Origin of the sequence: Kineococcus halophytocola (assembly GCF_041276425.1) — a bacterium.
Classification (GTDB): Bacteria; Actinomycetota; Actinomycetes; order Actinomycetales; family Kineococcaceae; genus Kineococcus; species Kineococcus halophytocola.
In genome coordinates, this window is sequence record NZ_JBGFTU010000001.1 from 187,987 (window position 1) to 202,808 (window position 14,822).

Consider the following 14,822-nt stretch of genomic DNA (forward strand, 5'->3'; position numbering starts at 1 on the left):
CGGGAGGGTGGACGCGGCGCCGGACGACCCCGGCCAGCCGCCCGGCCGGAGCGGGACCGAGGCCAGGACGGCGCGGTCCCCGCTGCGGTTGCGGCTGGTCCTGGCCACCTTCGGTCTCCTCGTGTGCACCGTCCTGGCCGTCGTCTGGTTCACCGCCGACGACCCCGCGCTGTCGAGCCGGGCACCGGGGTGGCTGTTCGCCGCCCTGGCCGTGCTGGCCGCTCTCGACCTGGTCGTCGTCGGGACGAGGCTGCGGCGGCGTCGACGGGGCCGCCGGTGACGCGGGCCGGGGCCCTCAGCGGCCCTGCGGGTGGGCGCGGACGGCCAGGACGGCGCAGTCGTCGTCGGGGTCGTCCCCGACGAGTTCGCGGACCAGGTGGTCCAGCAGGTCCTCCAGGGTGACCGCGCCGTCGGCGTGACCGGCGCTCAGGACCCGCTCGAGCTCCTCCAGCCCGTCGGTGAGGGACCGGCCGCGGTGCTCGATGAGCCCGTCGGTGTACAGCAGCAGCGTCGACCCCGGCGGCACGACGGCCTCGTGGTCGCTGCGGCCGGTGCGTTCCAGCAGCCCGATGAGCAGTTCGGGGGTGGAGTCCAGCACCCGGGTGCTGCCGTCGGCCAGGAGCAGCACCGGTGGCGGGTGCCCGGCGTTGGTCCACCGCAGCCGGCGCAGACCGGCCTCGGCGTCGGCGTCGGTCTGTTCGATGCGGGCCAGGACGAGGGTGGCCAGGGTGTCCACGCCCAGACCGGTCACGGCGCGGTCGAGGCGGCCCACCAGGGCCGCCGGCGCCTCGTCGCGGTCGTAGGCGAAGGCGCGCAGCAGCCCGCGGACCTGCCCCATGCCGGCGGCGGCGGCCATGTCGTGACCGGTGACGTCGCCGATGACCAGGGTGGTCGCCCCGTCGGGGGTGACGACGGCGTCGTACCAGTCGCCCCCCACCCTCTCGCCGCTGGCGGCCGGGACGTACCGGGCGCGGACCTCCAGGCTGTCCGGTTCGGGCAGCCGGGTCAGCATCGAGCGCTGCAGCGTCTCGGCGCTGGAGCGCAGCCGGGCGGCGTACTGCACCCGGGCCAGGGTCTGGGCGGTGTAGTCGGCCAGGGACAGCCACAGCGCCCGGTCGGCCTGGTCGGCGGTGTCGCGGGGGGCCGGCCAGACCAGGACGAGGGCCCCGGAGGTCTGCCGGTGCGGGCCCGGGGTGCCGGACAGCAGCGGCAGGATCACGACGGCGCCGGGGAAGTCCCACGCGCCCTGGCTGGTCAGGTGCGGGTCGGTGGCGAGCACGGCGTCGCGGTCGTCGCAGAAGAAGGCGGTGCCCTCGGCCACGGCGCGGGCGGCGGGGGCGGTGGAGGCGCGCAGGTCGAAGGACTCCCAGGCCGGGTCGGTGCCCGGGGGGAACGTGGACATGTCCACGTAGCGGGCCCGGTGGTGCTCCACCTCGTGCAGCAGCAACCCGAAGTGGTCCACGCCCAGCTGCCGGCGCAGCAGGTCGGTGAGGATGTCGGAGACGTCCTGGACGGTCTCGGCGCGCGAGAGCCCGCGGGACAGGCTCAGCAGCAGGCGGCTGCGGTTCTGCACGGCGCGGGTGGCGGCCAGGGCCACGGCCATCTGCTGCTCGGCCGAGACCGCGCGGCTGGTCAGGACCCTGGAGCGCAGTTCGGCGGCGGCCGCGGCGGCCAGGTCGGTGACCAGCTCGCGGTCGCGCTCGTCCCAGTGCCGGGGGGCGGTGTCCAGGACGCACAGCACCCCCCACACCACCGTGGGTTCCCCGGGCGCCCGCCCGTCGCGGGGGGCGCCGGGGTCGTCGAGGTCGTCGAGGTCGTGGATCTCGGGCAGGTCCAGCACGACCTGCACGTCCCGCAGGACGGCGTCCTCCCCGGTCCCCGCGTCCCGCGCCCCGGGGCCGTCGTCGAACAGGCGCGTGAAGTCGTGCGTGAAGCGCAGCGGGGCGGCGATCCAGGACCGCACCCCGAACGCCTCGACGGCCGCGGCGTACTGCGGGGCCCGGGGGTCGTCGGCGACGTCGTCGACGACGACGAGACCGCCCGTGCCGTCGGTGGCGAAGCGGCACAGGGACTCCCCCCACCGCATCGTCCGCTCGCTCTGCCACGGGTCCGGCATCCCGGCGGCCCCGGGCAGGACGACCCGGTCGGTCTCGTCCAGGAGGGACAGCACCGCCATCGGCGCGCGCAGGGTGCGGGCCGCCAGGGAGGCGAAGCGGTCCAGCAGCGCATCGGGCTCGGGCGGCAGCATCACCGCGGACGGCCACTTCACGATCGGTCCCCCCGGGTGCGGGTGCCTGCACCGGATGTCCAGGTCGTCAGGCGCCATGATGCACGACCGCGCGCCGGCGCGACGGCGGTCGGGGCCCCTCAGGCGCCCCCGCGGCTCCGCTCGCTCACCGCGGTCCCCGGCTGCAGCAGCGGGGCGAGGCGGTCCCAGCGCGCGATCTGGCAGCCGTCGTTGCGGGCGAACCGCGCGTCGACCGGTTCCCCGCGCCACGTCCCGGTGACCACGGCGGTCTGGGGGCCGCCGTAGATCTGCGTGCAGGCCATGTCCTTCGGGACCGGCGCCCAGGGGGCCTTGGCCGCGTCGACGGCCGCGCACGCGTTCTGCGCGTCGGGGTGGTCCCCGCCGGTGGTGCCGTCGGCCGAGCACGTCAGGGTCCACGTGCGCTGCTCGCCCGCGCCGTCGTCCACCACGACCGTGAGGTCGCCGGCCGAGGCGGCGGGGACGCCGTCGGAGGGGGCGCTGCTGGAACTGCCGCCGGACGTGGGGCTGCTGCTGGTCACCGGTGCTCCTGCCTGCTGGTCACCGCAGGCCGCGAGCAGGCCGAACCCCGCCACCACGAGGGCGACGGTGCGGGCGCGGGCACTGCGCTGGACGGTCCTGCGTACGGTCACGGGAGTACGACGCCCGGGACCGGGCGACGGTTCCCCCGCGGCGCCGCGGGAACGGGTGACACCGGGTGTCCTGCCGGGGTACGGTGGAGATTTCCCGCGGTCGGGTTTCTCCCCGCGCCACCACGGACATCGTCCCGCGGGGCGCCGTGTGATCGCAACGTTGTTGTCGCGCAGCGGTTCCGGCAGGATCGACGGTCGATCCGATGGAGGAACCGTGTCCGAGCACACCCCGGACGAGGTGCTGGCCGCCGAGCAGCGGCACCTCGACCACGCCCGCGCCGAACTGGCCCGCATGCGGGCCCACACCCTGTCCCTCGTCGATTCCCTGGCCCCCGGGCACGCCGGTGACGCCGGCGCCGACGAGGCCCTCGGCTGGACGCTGCACCGCCGCGCCGCCGGTCTCGTCGACGACCCGTCCACCACCCTGTTCTTCGGCCGCACCGACCACGACGACGGCCAGCGCCTGCACATCGGCCGCCGCCACGTCACCGACTCCGCCGGCGACCCCGTCGTCATCGACTGGCGCGCCGACGTCTCCCGCGGGTTCTACCGCGCCACCCGCGAGGACCGCGGCGGCGTGCGGCTGCGCCGCCGGTTCGGCGTCGAGCAGGGGCGCCTGAGCGCCTACGAGGACGAGCACCTCACCGACGCCCTGCCCGACGGTGCCGAGGGGGACCCCGCCTCGGCCATCCTGGCCCGGGAGATCGAACGTCCGCGCTCGGGCCCCATGCGCGACATCGTCGCCACCATCCAGCCCGAGCAGGACGCCCTCGTGCGCGCCGACGCCCAGACCACCGTCTGCGTCCAGGGCGCGCCCGGCACGGGGAAGACGGCCGTCGGCCTGCACCGCGCCGCGTGGCTGCTGTACGCGCACCGGGAACGCCTGACCCGCCAGGGCGTCCTCGTCATCGGGCCGAACCGCGCGTTCCTGCAGCACATCTCGGCGGTGCTGCCGGCCCTCGGTGAGGTCGAGGTGGAACAGCGCACGGTCGAGGAACTCCTCACGGTGGCGACCGAGGGGCGCAAGGAGGTCCGCGTCCGCGGCACCGAACCCCCGGGGGTGGCGACCCTCAAGGGGGACGGCCGGATGGCCGAGGTCGTCCGCCGCGCCGTGTGGTCGGCGGTCGGGGACCCCGCGCGGGTGCTGGAGTCCGGGGCCGTCGTCGTCACGCGGGGCTCGCGGCGCTGGCGGGTCCCCGGGTACGTCGTGCGCGACCTGCTGGAGGAGCTGACCAGCCGCGGCGTCCGCTACGGGGCGGCGCTGAACCTGCTGCCGCAGCGCCTGGCGCACGCCGTCCTGCAACTGCTGGAGGCGGCCGGGGACTCCCCGGACGACGCCGTGCAGGACGCCGTGGCCCGCAGCCCCGAGGTCCGCCGCGCGGTCAAGGCGCTCATGCCCGTGCAGGACCCGGCGAAGGTGCTGCACCGGTTGCTGTCCGACGCGGAGTTCCTGCGGGCCTGCTCCGACGGCGTCCTCACCGACGCCGAACGCGACCTGCTCACCTGGCCCACCCCGCCGCGCACGGCGGGTTCGGCGAGGTGGACGGCGGCCGACGCGGTGCTGCTCGACGAGGTCCGCGACCAGGTGCGGCGCACGCCCTCGCGCGCGCACGTCGTCCTGGACGAGGCCCAGGACCTGTCGGCCATGCAGTTGCGCGCCGTGGGGCGCCGGTGCAGCACGGGGGCCGCGACGGTGCTGGGGGACATCGCGCAGGGGACGACGCCGTGGGCGGCCCGCAGCTGGGACGACGTGCTGGACCACCTCGGCAAACCCGGCGGGTCCCTGGAGGTCCTCGACCGGGGTTTCCGCGTCCCGTCGGCCGTCATCGACTACGCGGCGAGGTTGCTGCCGCGCATCGCACCCGACCTCACCGTCCCGACGTCCGTGCGCACCGATCCCGGTCTGCTGCAGGTGCTGCGAGTGCAGGACCCCGTCGCCCGCGCGGCGCGCACGGCCCGGGAACTGGCCGGGCTCGACGGTTCCGTCGGGGTCGTCGCCGCGGCCACCGCGGTGGAGGAGCTGGCCCGGGAACTGGCCGCGCAGGGGGTGCGGTTCTCCCGGCTCGACGACCCCGACCCCGAGCAGCAGCGCGTCTCCCTCGTGCCCGCGGGGCTGGTCAAGGGCCTGGAGTTCGACCGGGTCGTCGTCGTGGAACCCGCGGCCGTGGTGGCCGCCGAACCCGACGAGCGCACCGGGTTGCGCCGCCTCTACGTGAGCCTGACCCGCGCGGTGAGCGCGATGGTCGTCCTGCACCGCGAGGACCTGCCCGCGGAACTGGCGTGAGGGGGGTCAGTGCTCGAACAGGGCGCTGACCGACTCCCCCTCGTGGATGCGCGTGATGGCGGCCGCCAGCGCCGGGGCCACCGAGATGACGGACAACCCCTCCCGCGGGCCGCCGCGCAGGGGGACGGTGTCGGTGCACACGACCCCGTCGATGGCGGGGTGGGCCAGCAGCCGGTCGAGGGCGTCGCCGGCGAAGATCCCGTGGGTGCAGACGACGCGGATGCTGCGCGCCCGCAGTTCGGTCAGCCGGTCGGTGAGCTTGAAGACGGTGCTGCCCTTGGCGATCTCGTCGTCGAGCACGATGACGTCCTTGCCCGTCACGTCGCCGATGACGTTCGCGATGACCACCCGGTCGTCGGGGAACCGCTGCTTGGCGCCGGTGGCGATGCCGCAGCCGAGCATCCGGGCGAAGGCCGCGGCGGGTTTGGCGTTGCCCAGGTCGGGGGAGACGACGACCGCGTTCGAGAGGTCCTCGCCCTCGAAGTGGGTGGCGAGCTGGGTCAGGGCGTGCAGGTGGTCGACGGGGACGCGGAAGAACCCGTGCACCTGCGGGGAGTGCAGCGTCATGACCAGGACGTGGTCGGCCCCGGCGGTCTCCAGCAGGTCGGCCACGAGACGGCCGCCGATGGAGATGCGGCCGGTGTCCTTCTTGTCCGAGCGCGCGTAGGAGTAGTGCGGCACGACGGCGGTCACCCGGGCCGCGGAGGCGTGCTTGGCCGCGTCGAGCATGAGCAGCAGTTCCACCAGCGCCTCCTGCACGGGCGGGACGAGCGGCTGGACGACGTACACGTCGCGCTGGCGGCAGTTGGCCTGCAGCTGCACCTCCAGGCAGTCGTTGGAGAAGCGGCTGACGCGGGTGGGGGACAGCTCGACCCCCATCTCCGCGGCGACCGCGGCGGCCAGCTCGGGGTGGGCCGAGCCGCTGAACACGGCGATCTCTCGCAGGGTGTCTGCCACGGGGCGCCACGCTAGCGGGACGGCTCGCCGGGACGGTCGTACGCTCGGGTCCATGAGCGAGTCCCGGACCTTCGACGTCGACGGCGTGCCCACCACCGCGGTGACCGACCTGCCCCAGGACGCGACGATCCTCGACGTCCGCGAGGACGACGAGTGGACCGCCGGTCACGCCCCCTCGGCGCTGCACATCCCGATGGGGCAGGTGCCCCAGCGCCTGGAGGAGCTGCCGCAGGGGCAGCTGCACGTCGTGTGCCGCGCCGGTGGCCGGTCCCAGCGCACGGCGCAGTGGTTGCAGCACAACGGCTACGACGTGGTGAACGTCGAGGGCGGGATGGCGGCCTGGGCCGAGGCGGGCCGGGAGATGGTCTCGGAGTCCGGCCAGGAGCCGTTCGTCCGCTGAGCCGTTCGTTCGCTGAGTCGGGCGGCCCGGGGCGGGGGCAGGGTCAGGAGACCTTGGCCGGCCGGTCCCGGTACCCCTCGACCGTGACCATCGGCGGGCGCTCGTCGAGGGTGAGGACGTGGGTGACGGGGGCGTAGTGCCCGTACCCGTCGCGGGCGAACTGCGTCATGGCGGGGGGCCGGCCCAGCCCCTGCCCGGCCGCGCGCTGGTGCACGACGTGGGTGATCTCGGCCGCCATCCGGCCCAGGGCCGCGGTGTCCTGGTGGCTGTGGCCGCGGCGGCCGAGGTCGACCTGGGCGATGGCCTGCAGGCCCCTGGACTCCAGGGTGTCGATGAGCATCGCGATCTCGACGCCGTAGCCGCCGCAGAACGGGATGGCCTCCAGCAACCGGCGCCGCCCGGCGTACTCCCCGGCCAGGGGCTGCACGACCCCGGCGAGGTCGGGGTAGAAGCGGCTGATGAGCGGGCGCGCGACGAGTTCGGTGACCCGGCCCCCGGACGTGCTGCCGGCCCCCTGCAGGGGCCGGTCGTAGCAGCCCTTGACGAGCTCGACGCCGGGGTCGGTCAGCAGCGGGCCCAGCAGGCCGGTCACGAGCTGGGGCTGGGGGTCCACGAGGTCGCTGTCGACGAAGACGACGACGTCCCCGGTGGTGACGGCCAGCGACTTCCACAGCACCTCGCCCTTGCCGGGGCGCGAGCCGGTCTCGGGCAGGACGTCGTCGCGGTGGTGCACGACCGCGCCGGCGGCCGCGGCGACCCGCGCGGTGCCGTCGGTCGAGCCGGAGTCCATGACGACGACCTCGTCGACGAGGCCGGTGTCCTCGGCCAGGCGGCGGACCATCGTCACGACCCCGCCGACCGTGGCCTCCTCGTCGAGGGCGGGGAGCACGACGCTGACCCGGGTCCCGGCCTTCTGGCGGCGCAGCCGTTCCAGGGGCCAGTCCCGCGCGCGGGAGGTGGACCGGCCGAACCAGGCCTGCACGGGAAGCTTCACGGGGTCCTCCGTCACCTCGGGGCCGGGTCGGCCCCGTCCACCGTGGCACGCGGCGGTCGGCGGCGACCACCGCCGGCGGCAGAGTTCACGCCCGCGCAACACGGGCCCGGTCCGGGCCCGCCCAGGTTGCGGCCACGTTGCGGCCCGTTGTCCGGCGCGTCTCGGGTCCGTGCGGGTGAGGTGCGGGTGAGGTGCGGGTGAGGTGCGGGTCCGTGCGGGTGAGGTGCGCGTCCTCGCAGGTTTGACCTCCGCGGGCCTCGGGTACCCACCGTCCGGTCGATCCGCAGGAGAGTGGAGGAACATGCCGACGGGAGCACGGCCGGTGCCGGCCACCCACTGGGCGACCTTCGCCCACGACGCGGCGTCCGTCCCACGGGCCCGTCACGTGGTCCGCATGGTCCTGGACGGTGCCGGTCTGGACGAGATGACCACGGCGGAGATCGAGATCGTGCTGTCGGAGATCGTCGGCAACGCGATCCGGCACGCCCGGCCCCTGGTCGGTGGGGACATCCACGTCCAGTGCGAGGTCGTCTCCGAGGACCGCCCGCACGTGGAGATCGCGGTGACCGACGGCGGGTCGCCGGGGTCGGTGGTCAGCCCCCGGGCGGCGGCGGACTCCGACACCAGCGGGCGCGGGTTGTTCATCGTCGACGGCCTCGCGCACGAGTGGGGCGTGGTCGAGGACCTGGACAACCTCAGCCGCACCGTCTGGGCCTCCTTCGGGGGGCCCACCCGCCACCACCCGCACTGACCGGGGTTCCCGGCACCTCCGGACGGGTCACCTCACCCGTCCGGGCCACCGGTCTGCCCAGGACCCGGCACGCAGTGCGCTCGGTCGGCTACCTTCTGTCCACGGGCTCGCGCGGTGCGGACCGTGGACCCGGTGGGAGGCGGCAACGTGGACTCGCCCACGGCGCCCCCGCCGCTGGAACTGCTGCACCGCACGGCCGCCGAGCTGGCCGCGGCCCTGGACGTGCGCGACGCCGTGACCTCGGTCCTGCGCGCCGGCCGCGAGGTCGTCGGCACCAACACCTGCGGGGTCACGCTCCTGGACGAGACCGGGACCCTGCTCGTGCCCACCCCGCCGCGCGACGGCTCCGACCTCGCCGGTCTCGGGACCGGGGTGCCCGTCCCGCTCGACTCGGCCACCCCCAGCGCCGAGGCCGCCCGCACCCTGCGCCCGGTGCTCCTGCGGGACCGGGTCGAGCTGGCCGCCCGCTTCGGGCAGGGCCCCGGTCGCGGGCTCAACGACACCGTCCTGGCCCTCGGGGAGCACTCCTGGGCCATGTACCCCCTCGTCGCCCGCGGCCGCCTCGTCGGCGTCCTGCGCTTCGGGCTGCTGCGCGAGGGGTCCCTGGACCTCGACGAGCAGCTCGTCGCGGCCACCCTGGCCGACCAGTGCGCGCTCGCCGTCGAGCGGGCGCGGCTGCTGTCCGAGGCCCGGCGCAGCGCCCTGCGGTACCGGACGCTGGCCGAGGCCGGGTCCCTGGACGTGTTCACGGCCCGTCCCGGCGAGGGCGTGACCAGCGAGCTGCCGGGGTGGACGGCGCTCACCGGCCGCACCGACGTCCGCGGCCACGGCTGGCAGGCCGACGTGCACCCCGAGGACCTGCCCGGGGCCCTGGAGCGGTTGCGCGAGGGCACGCGCGAGCGCTCGACCGTCCGGTTCCGGGTGCGGGTGCGTGCCCTGACCGGCTGGCGGACGATCGCGGCCGTCGCGGTGCCCGTCCTGGCCGACCCGGCCGACCCCGCGGCCGGGATCGTCGAGTGGGTCGGCTCCCTCGACGACGTCACCGACCGGGTCCGCACCCGCGCCCAGACGCGCACGCTGCACGCCCTCACCGCGGCCCTGGCCACCGCCGGCGGGTACGAGCAGGTCCTCGACGCCGTGCTCCACGCCTGCCTCGACGGGACCGGCGCGGTGCGCGCCGTCGTCACGGTCGCCGAGGGGCAGGGCGAGAGCGGGCTGGTCGCCCACCGGATGGGCCCGGACCGCCGGCGCACCCGCCTGGAGATGCCCGGGGTCACGCGCTCGGGCGTGACGGCCCTCGCCGGGGACCGCGGCACCTTCCCCGTCGCCGCGTCCGGGGTCGCCGCCCTGCCGGCGGACGTCCGGCCCTACTTCGAGGCCGGTGCCCGGGCCGGGGAGACGTCGTGGGCGGTGCTGCCGCTGGCCACGCGGACCCGCCGCCTCGGGACCCTCGTCCTGGCCTTCACCTCCGGGACCGACCCCGCCGACCGGGCCGCGGACGAGCGCGAGGACGAGGACCGCGACTTCCTGCTGACCTTCGCCCGCCAGGCCGCGACGGCCCTGGACCGCGTGCAGCTGCTGGAGCAGCAGCGCGACACCGCCACCGTGCTGGCCGAGGCCCTGCGCCCCGGACCGCTGCCGGAGGTGGCGTGGCTGGCCACGCACCGGGTCGCGCAGACCAGCGCCGGGGTCGAGGTCGGCGGCGACTGGGCCGAGCTGATCCCGCTGCCCGCGGGGGAGGGCCCCGACGGCGAGCGCGTCGCGGTCGTGCTGGGCGACGTCATGGGCCGCGGGGCCCGGGCGGCCACGGTGATGGGCGAGGTGCGCACCCAGGTCCGCACCCTGGCCCACGTCGACCCGCACCCCACCGCCGTGCTGCGGGGGCTGGACGCCCTGGCCCGCGCCGGCGGCGGGGAGGACCTCGTGACGATCTTCTACGGCGTCCTGGGCCGTGACGGCCGGCTGCTGGCCGCGAGCGCCGGGCACCTGCCGCCGCTGACGTGCAGCACGGGACCGCACTACCTCGACGTGCCGCCGGGGGTGCCCGTCGGTGTCGAGGGGGACCCGCGCACCGACGTCCTGGACGTGCGGCTGGTCCCCGGCAGCGCCCTGGTCGTCTTCTCCGACGGTCTCGTCGAGACCCGCACCCGCTCCCTGGACGAGGGGCTGGCCCAGGTGCTGGGGCACTTCCGCGAGACCGCCCGCGGGACGCCGGCCGGCATCGTCGGCACGCTGGTGGACCGGATGGTCGGGACCGGCGGCCGGGACGGGGACCTGGACGGGGACCTGGACGGGGACGGGGGCGTGGAGGGGGACGTGGACGACGACGTCACGGTCCTGGCGCTGCGGCTGCGCTAGCGTCGCGGCGTGCCTGCGCTGCATCCGTCCTCGACCGTCGCGGTCGTCATCCCGGCCAAGGACGAGCAGGACCGGATCGCCGCGACCGTCCGCGCCGCCGCCGGGCTGCCCGTGGTCGACGTGGTCGTGGTGGTGGACGACGGCTCCACCGACCTGACCTCCACGGTCGCCCGCGACGCCGGTGCCGTCGTCGTGGCCCACCGGCGCAACCGGGGCAAGGCCGCCGCGCTGCAGACCGGGGCGCGCGCGGTCGCGGAGTGGGAGCGTGCTCGCCCCCGGCCGGGGGTGCGGCCCCGGCCGCTGCTGCTCGTCGACGCCGACCTGGCCGGCAGCGCCGTCGAGACGGCCCCGCTGACCGTGCCCGTCCTGGCCGGTGAGGCCGACATGACCATCGCCGTCCTGCCCCGGCAGGCCACCGCCGGCGGCGGGCACGGGTTCGTCGTGGGTCTGTCCCGGCGCGGCACGCTCGCCGCGACCGGCTGGTCACCGGAGCAGCCGCTGTCGGGGATGCGGTGCCTGACCCGCGCCGCCTTCGAGGCCGCGCTGCCGCTGGCCCCCGGGTGGGGGGTCGAGACGGCGATGACGATCGACCTGCTGCGGGCGGGGTTCCGCGTCCGCGAGGTGCCCTGCGACCTGCACCACCGCGTCTCGGGCACCGACCTGCGCGGCCAGCTGCACCGGGCCGCGCAGTTCCGGGACGTGGCCCGGGCCCTGGCGCGGCGCCGGGTGCAGGACGTCGTGCGCCGCCGCACCCGCTGACCCGTGGCGCGCGCTGACCCGGCCACCGGCCCGCGGCGGCCGGTCCGCTGGGCCGTGGCCGGCACCGCCGTGTGCCTGCTGGCCTGGCTGACCGTCGCCGTCCTGGGCCCCTCGGCCGCCGCGCCCGCGCTGGGGCCGGGGTTCGGCGCCCTCGACCTGGGCCGGCACCCGTCCTCGGCGACCGTCAGCGTCCTCATGGCCCTGTCGGTCCTCGCCGGCGGGGTCGGGCTGGGCGGTGGGGCCCTGGCCGTCGCCCGCGGGTGGCGGCCCCGGCGCTTCCTGCTCCTGACCGGGGTCGGGGCCGTCCTGCTCGTGCTCGTCCCGCCCGTGGGTTCGGCCGACCACCTCAGCTACGCCGCCTACGGGCGCATCGCCGCCCTGGGCGGGGACCCGTACAGCCAGCCGCCGGACGCCTTCGCCGGCGGCGCCGACCCCGTCGTCTCCGCCGTGCGGGACCCGTGGCGGTCCACGACGTCGGTCTACGGGCCGGTCGGCGGGCTGTTCATGGCGCTGTGCTCGGTGGTGGGCGGGGACTCGGTCCGCACGACGGTGTGGGCCTGGCAGGTGCTGCTGCTGCTGGCGTGGGGCCTGGTCGCCGTCGTGGGGCACCGCGTGCTGCCCGACCCGCGGCGCCGGGCGTGGTTCGCCGTCCTGTCCAGCGCCAACCCGCTGCTGCTGACGGTCGGGCTGGGCGGCGCGCACGCCGACGTCCTGGCCGGTGCCGCCGCCGTCCTGGCCCTCCTGCTGGCGGCCGGCGCGCCCGTCGCGGCCGGGGTGGCGCTCGCCGTGGCCGCGGGCACCAAGCTGCCCTACGGGGTGGTGGCGGTGGGGATCGTCGTGGCCGCCGTCGCCGCCCGCCGGCTGAGCGCCGGGTGGCTGGCGCGCGGGGTCCTGGCCGCGCTCGTCGTCCTCGTCCCCGCGCACGTGTGGGCCGGGGTCCACGCCTACGACCAGACGCGGACCGCGAGCCGGTACGTGTCCCTGGCCACCGTCTGGCGCCCGCTCGTCGACGCCGGGCTGCCGCGCGGGCTGCTCCTGCCGGGGACCGCCCTCGTCGTGGTCGTGGTCGCCGTCCTGTGGTGGCCCGCGCTCGTGCGCGGCGGTCGCCTGGAGCGGGCCGCGGGGGTCGGTGCCGTCCTCGCGGCCGGGTACCTGCTCGGGGCCGCCTACGAGCTGCCCTGGTACGACCTGCTGCTGTGGGGGCCGCTGGCGCTCGCGGTGGGGGCGGCCGCGCCCGCCGCCCGCCTGCTCGTGGGGGTGCTCGTGGTGCGTTCGACGGTGCTGTCGCTGGCCTACGTGCCCGGGCTGGTCGACGGGATGAGTCCGCTCGTGCAGGCCGTGACGCTGGGGTACCGCCGGGAGGTGGGCCCGTGGGTGGCGTGGGCGGCGCTGCTGGCCGTCGTTGCGCTCGGTGTTCGGTCGCGACGCTCGGTGGCGAACGTGTGACGGTGTGGCATCCTCGGGTGAGGTCTCAACCAGTACCCGCGCGTCGGTGCCACCGGCGGCCACCGGGGCTGGATGATGGTTCGGCAGCACCGGGTGACCGCCCGTCTTGAACGGTTCATCCGGACGGGTGGTTGTTCTAGTAGAGCGGTCAAGGACGTCCAGCTGCCCCCCGAACCACGTACGGGGGGTGGGACACCGTCCCTCGCAGCAGGACACGTCGAGCAGCGGCTGAGGAGTCTGAGCGCAGATGGAGAACGAGGTGGCGGTCGTGGACGGGAGCCCCGTGCAGGTCCCCGGTGACTGGTGGGGCGACGTGCTGCGCACCGTCACCGACGGTGACCGCCGGGTGGTCGTCGAGGACGCGGCCGGGCACCGCTTCGTGCTCGTCTCCGAGGCCCGCTACCGGGCGCTGGAGGAGGCCGAGCGCGGTCAGGGCCTCACCCGTCCCGGGGTGACCCTCACCGCGCGGGAGCGGGAGATCCTGCAGATGATCGCCGACGGCTGCCCCGGTTCCGTCGTCGCCGAGCGCCTGGGCCTGGCCCCGAACACCGTCGCCCAGCACCTGGCCTCGGTCCGGCGCAAGTACGGCGTCCGCTCCTCCGCGGCCGCCGCCACCGCCGCCCGCCGGGACGGCTTCCTCGACTGAGGGACACCGGCGCGCGAAGGCCCCCGGGGTGCTCCCCGGGGGCCTTCGCCGTCCACGCCCGCCCCGTCCCCGCCCGGGGACGGGGCGGGCGCGCGGGGTCAGCGGGCCGGGACGGTGGCCCGCGCCTCCAGGGCGGTCAGGTCGGTCACGTCCACCGGTCGCGCCAGGGACGGGAAGTGCTCGCGCAGGAACTCCTCGCTGCGCCGGGCGGCCTCGCGGTGCACGGCGTCGTGGTCGTAGAGCTCCACGCTGATCCAGCCCTCGAACCCGCCGGCCAAGACCCGGCCGACGGCGTCGAAGTCCACGTCGCCGTCCCCGGGGACGAGGTGGGCGTGGACGCGGTTCGCGATGTCCTCGACCTGCAGGTGGCGGGTGATGGGGAGGTGGCGGGCCAGGGACCCCAGGGCGTCCTCCTCCTCCACGACGCAGTGCCCGAGGTCCTGGCTCAGCCACAGGTCCGGGCTCGCGGTGCGCTCCAGCACGACCGCGACGTCGGCGTTCGTGCGGCAGTGGAACCCGGGTTCGGGTTCGATGCCCAGGACCGTGCTGCCGCGGGGGAGGCCGGCCGCGTCGAGCGTGTCGTGCAGCGTGTCCAGCAGGACGGCCAGGGCCTCGTCCAGCCACGCGTCGGCCTGGGCCGCGGAGACCTCGGGCCGGCGCCTGCCGGTGGAGAACACGACGAGCGGGACCCCGACGAGGACCCCCATGCGCACGCTGCGCTGCAACAGGTCCAGCCGGCGGGCCCGTTCGGCGGGGTCGGGGTCCACCAGCGCGGGCTCGAAGGCGTCCGCGCTCAGCAGGTGGGGGTCCCCGGTGGCCAGGCTGCACGCGACCACGCCGGTCGCCTCCAGGGTCTCGCGCAGGCGGCCGGCGTCGGCGGCGGTGAACGCCCACGGGTCGACGTGCTGGGCGTTGAGGGAGAGTTCGATGCCGTCGTACCCGCGGTCGGCCAGGGTGCGGACGGCGTCGTCGAGGCTCACCGAGCGCAGGCCGTTCGCGTTGTAGGCGAGACGGGTGCGCGGGGTCGACGGGGTCGACGGGGTCGGGGACGTGTGGGGCACAGGTGCTCCTGGTGATCGCGGTGGGGCGCGGGGAAGGGGAGGGATCTGGTCAGCGTGGCAGTGCGGCCGGTGCCGCGCTCCCCGAACAGTCGCGAGACCTCACGCAGAGCCGTTTCGGAACCACGGACCGTGAACATCGTCACGTGGGTTCGGTGTGCGGACCTCCGGGGGGCCGGGCACAGTGACGCCCGTGACGTTCACCGTGCAGAGCGCAGTCGCTCCACCCTGTCGATGACCGCCCCGAACCCCGCCCCCGTCCCGGGGGCTG

General features: G+C 76.2%; 13 protein-coding genes. 8 read left to right on the top strand and 5 right to left on the bottom strand.

Translation table 11 applies throughout. The features are described from left to right. Positions 1–7: 7 nt before the first annotated feature. On the top strand, positions 8–280 hold the full coding sequence (locus AB2L27_RS00995) for a DUF6343 family protein (RefSeq protein ID WP_370439584.1): 273 nt from the start codon (positions 8–10) through the stop codon (positions 278–280). A gap of 15 nt (positions 281–295) precedes the next feature. On the opposite strand, the gene AB2L27_RS01000 is transcribed toward AB2L27_RS00995, so the two are convergent. After that, positions 296–2,269 carry a PP2C family protein-serine/threonine phosphatase gene (locus tag AB2L27_RS01000; protein ID WP_370439585.1) on the bottom strand — a complete coding sequence of 658 codons (1,974 nt, stop codon included), beginning with the start codon at positions 2,267–2,269 and terminating at the stop codon, positions 296–298. A gap of 98 nt (positions 2,270–2,367) precedes the next feature. Beyond that, a complete protein-coding gene (locus AB2L27_RS01005; protein ID WP_370439586.1) occupies positions 2,368–2,898 on the bottom strand; it encodes an SSI family serine proteinase inhibitor in 531 nt (176 codons plus the stop codon). A gap of 214 nt (positions 2,899–3,112) precedes the next feature. Here AB2L27_RS01005 and AB2L27_RS01010 point away from each other — a divergent pair, with 214 nt between their 5' ends. Continuing rightward, positions 3,113–5,182: a HelD family protein gene (locus AB2L27_RS01010; RefSeq protein WP_370439587.1), complete on the top strand. Its 2,070-nt coding sequence runs from the start codon at positions 3,113–3,115 to the stop codon at positions 5,180–5,182. A gap of 6 nt (positions 5,183–5,188) precedes the next feature. Here AB2L27_RS01010 and AB2L27_RS01015 read toward each other — a convergent pair whose 3' ends face one another. After that, positions 5,189–6,127, bottom strand: coding sequence for a ribose-phosphate diphosphokinase (locus tag AB2L27_RS01015; protein WP_370439736.1), 939 nt, complete (start codon positions 6,125–6,127; stop codon positions 5,189–5,191). A gap of 64 nt (positions 6,128–6,191) precedes the next feature. Here AB2L27_RS01015 and AB2L27_RS01020 point away from each other — a divergent pair, with 64 nt between their 5' ends. Further along, complete coding sequence (locus tag AB2L27_RS01020) at positions 6,192–6,539, top strand: rhodanese-like domain-containing protein (protein ID WP_370439588.1); 348 nt, start codon at positions 6,192–6,194, stop codon at positions 6,537–6,539. Positions 6,540–6,582: 43 nt separating this feature from the next. Here the strand turns inward: AB2L27_RS01020 and AB2L27_RS01025 are convergent, their stop codons facing one another. After that, positions 6,583–7,533, bottom strand: a complete 951-nt coding sequence (locus AB2L27_RS01025) for a glucosyl-3-phosphoglycerate synthase (protein WP_370439589.1) — start codon at positions 7,531–7,533, stop codon at positions 6,583–6,585. A 301-nt stretch (positions 7,534–7,834) separates the two neighbouring features. Between AB2L27_RS01025 and AB2L27_RS01030 the strand changes: the two genes are divergently transcribed. The 5 genes from AB2L27_RS01030 (at position 7,835) to AB2L27_RS01050 (ending at position 13,493) form a co-directional block, all read left to right on the top strand. Then, complete coding sequence (locus AB2L27_RS01030; RefSeq protein WP_370439590.1) at positions 7,835–8,284, top strand: ATP-binding protein; 450 nt, start codon at positions 7,835–7,837, stop codon at positions 8,282–8,284. 147 nt (positions 8,285–8,431) lie between these two features. Continuing rightward, the gene (locus AB2L27_RS01035; protein WP_370439591.1) at positions 8,432–10,642 is read left to right on the top strand and encodes a SpoIIE family protein phosphatase; all 2,211 of its coding nucleotides are present in this window, start codon (positions 8,432–8,434) and stop codon (positions 10,640–10,642) included. A 9-nt stretch (positions 10,643–10,651) separates the two neighbouring features. Then, on the top strand, positions 10,652–11,401 hold the full coding sequence (locus AB2L27_RS01040) for a glycosyltransferase family 2 protein (protein ID WP_370439592.1): 750 nt from the start codon (positions 10,652–10,654) through the stop codon (positions 11,399–11,401). A 3-nt stretch (positions 11,402–11,404) separates the two neighbouring features. Further along, complete coding sequence (locus tag AB2L27_RS01045) at positions 11,405–12,847, top strand: putative hexosyltransferase (RefSeq protein WP_370439593.1); 1,443 nt, start codon at positions 11,405–11,407, stop codon at positions 12,845–12,847. A gap of 247 nt (positions 12,848–13,094) precedes the next feature. Then, a complete protein-coding gene (locus AB2L27_RS01050; protein WP_370439594.1) occupies positions 13,095–13,493 on the top strand; it encodes a helix-turn-helix transcriptional regulator in 399 nt (132 codons plus the stop codon). Between the two features lie 98 nt (positions 13,494–13,591). On the opposite strand, the gene AB2L27_RS01055 is transcribed toward AB2L27_RS01050, so the two are convergent. Then, on the bottom strand, positions 13,592–14,554 hold the full coding sequence (locus tag AB2L27_RS01055) for a sugar phosphate isomerase/epimerase family protein (RefSeq protein WP_370439595.1): 963 nt from the start codon (positions 14,552–14,554) through the stop codon (positions 13,592–13,594). Positions 14,555–14,822 lie beyond the last annotated feature (268 nt).

Coding starts and splice junctions, on each gene's coding strand:
- AB2L27_RS01020 (WP_370439588.1), top strand. CDS start 6,192: ATGAGCGAGTCCCGGACCTTCGACGTCGACGGCGTGCCCACCACCGCG.
- AB2L27_RS01030 (WP_370439590.1), top strand. CDS start 7,835: ATGCCGACGGGAGCACGGCCGGTGCCGGCCACCCACTGGGCGACCTTC.
- AB2L27_RS01050 (WP_370439594.1), top strand. CDS start 13,095: ATGGAGAACGAGGTGGCGGTCGTGGACGGGAGCCCCGTGCAGGTCCCC.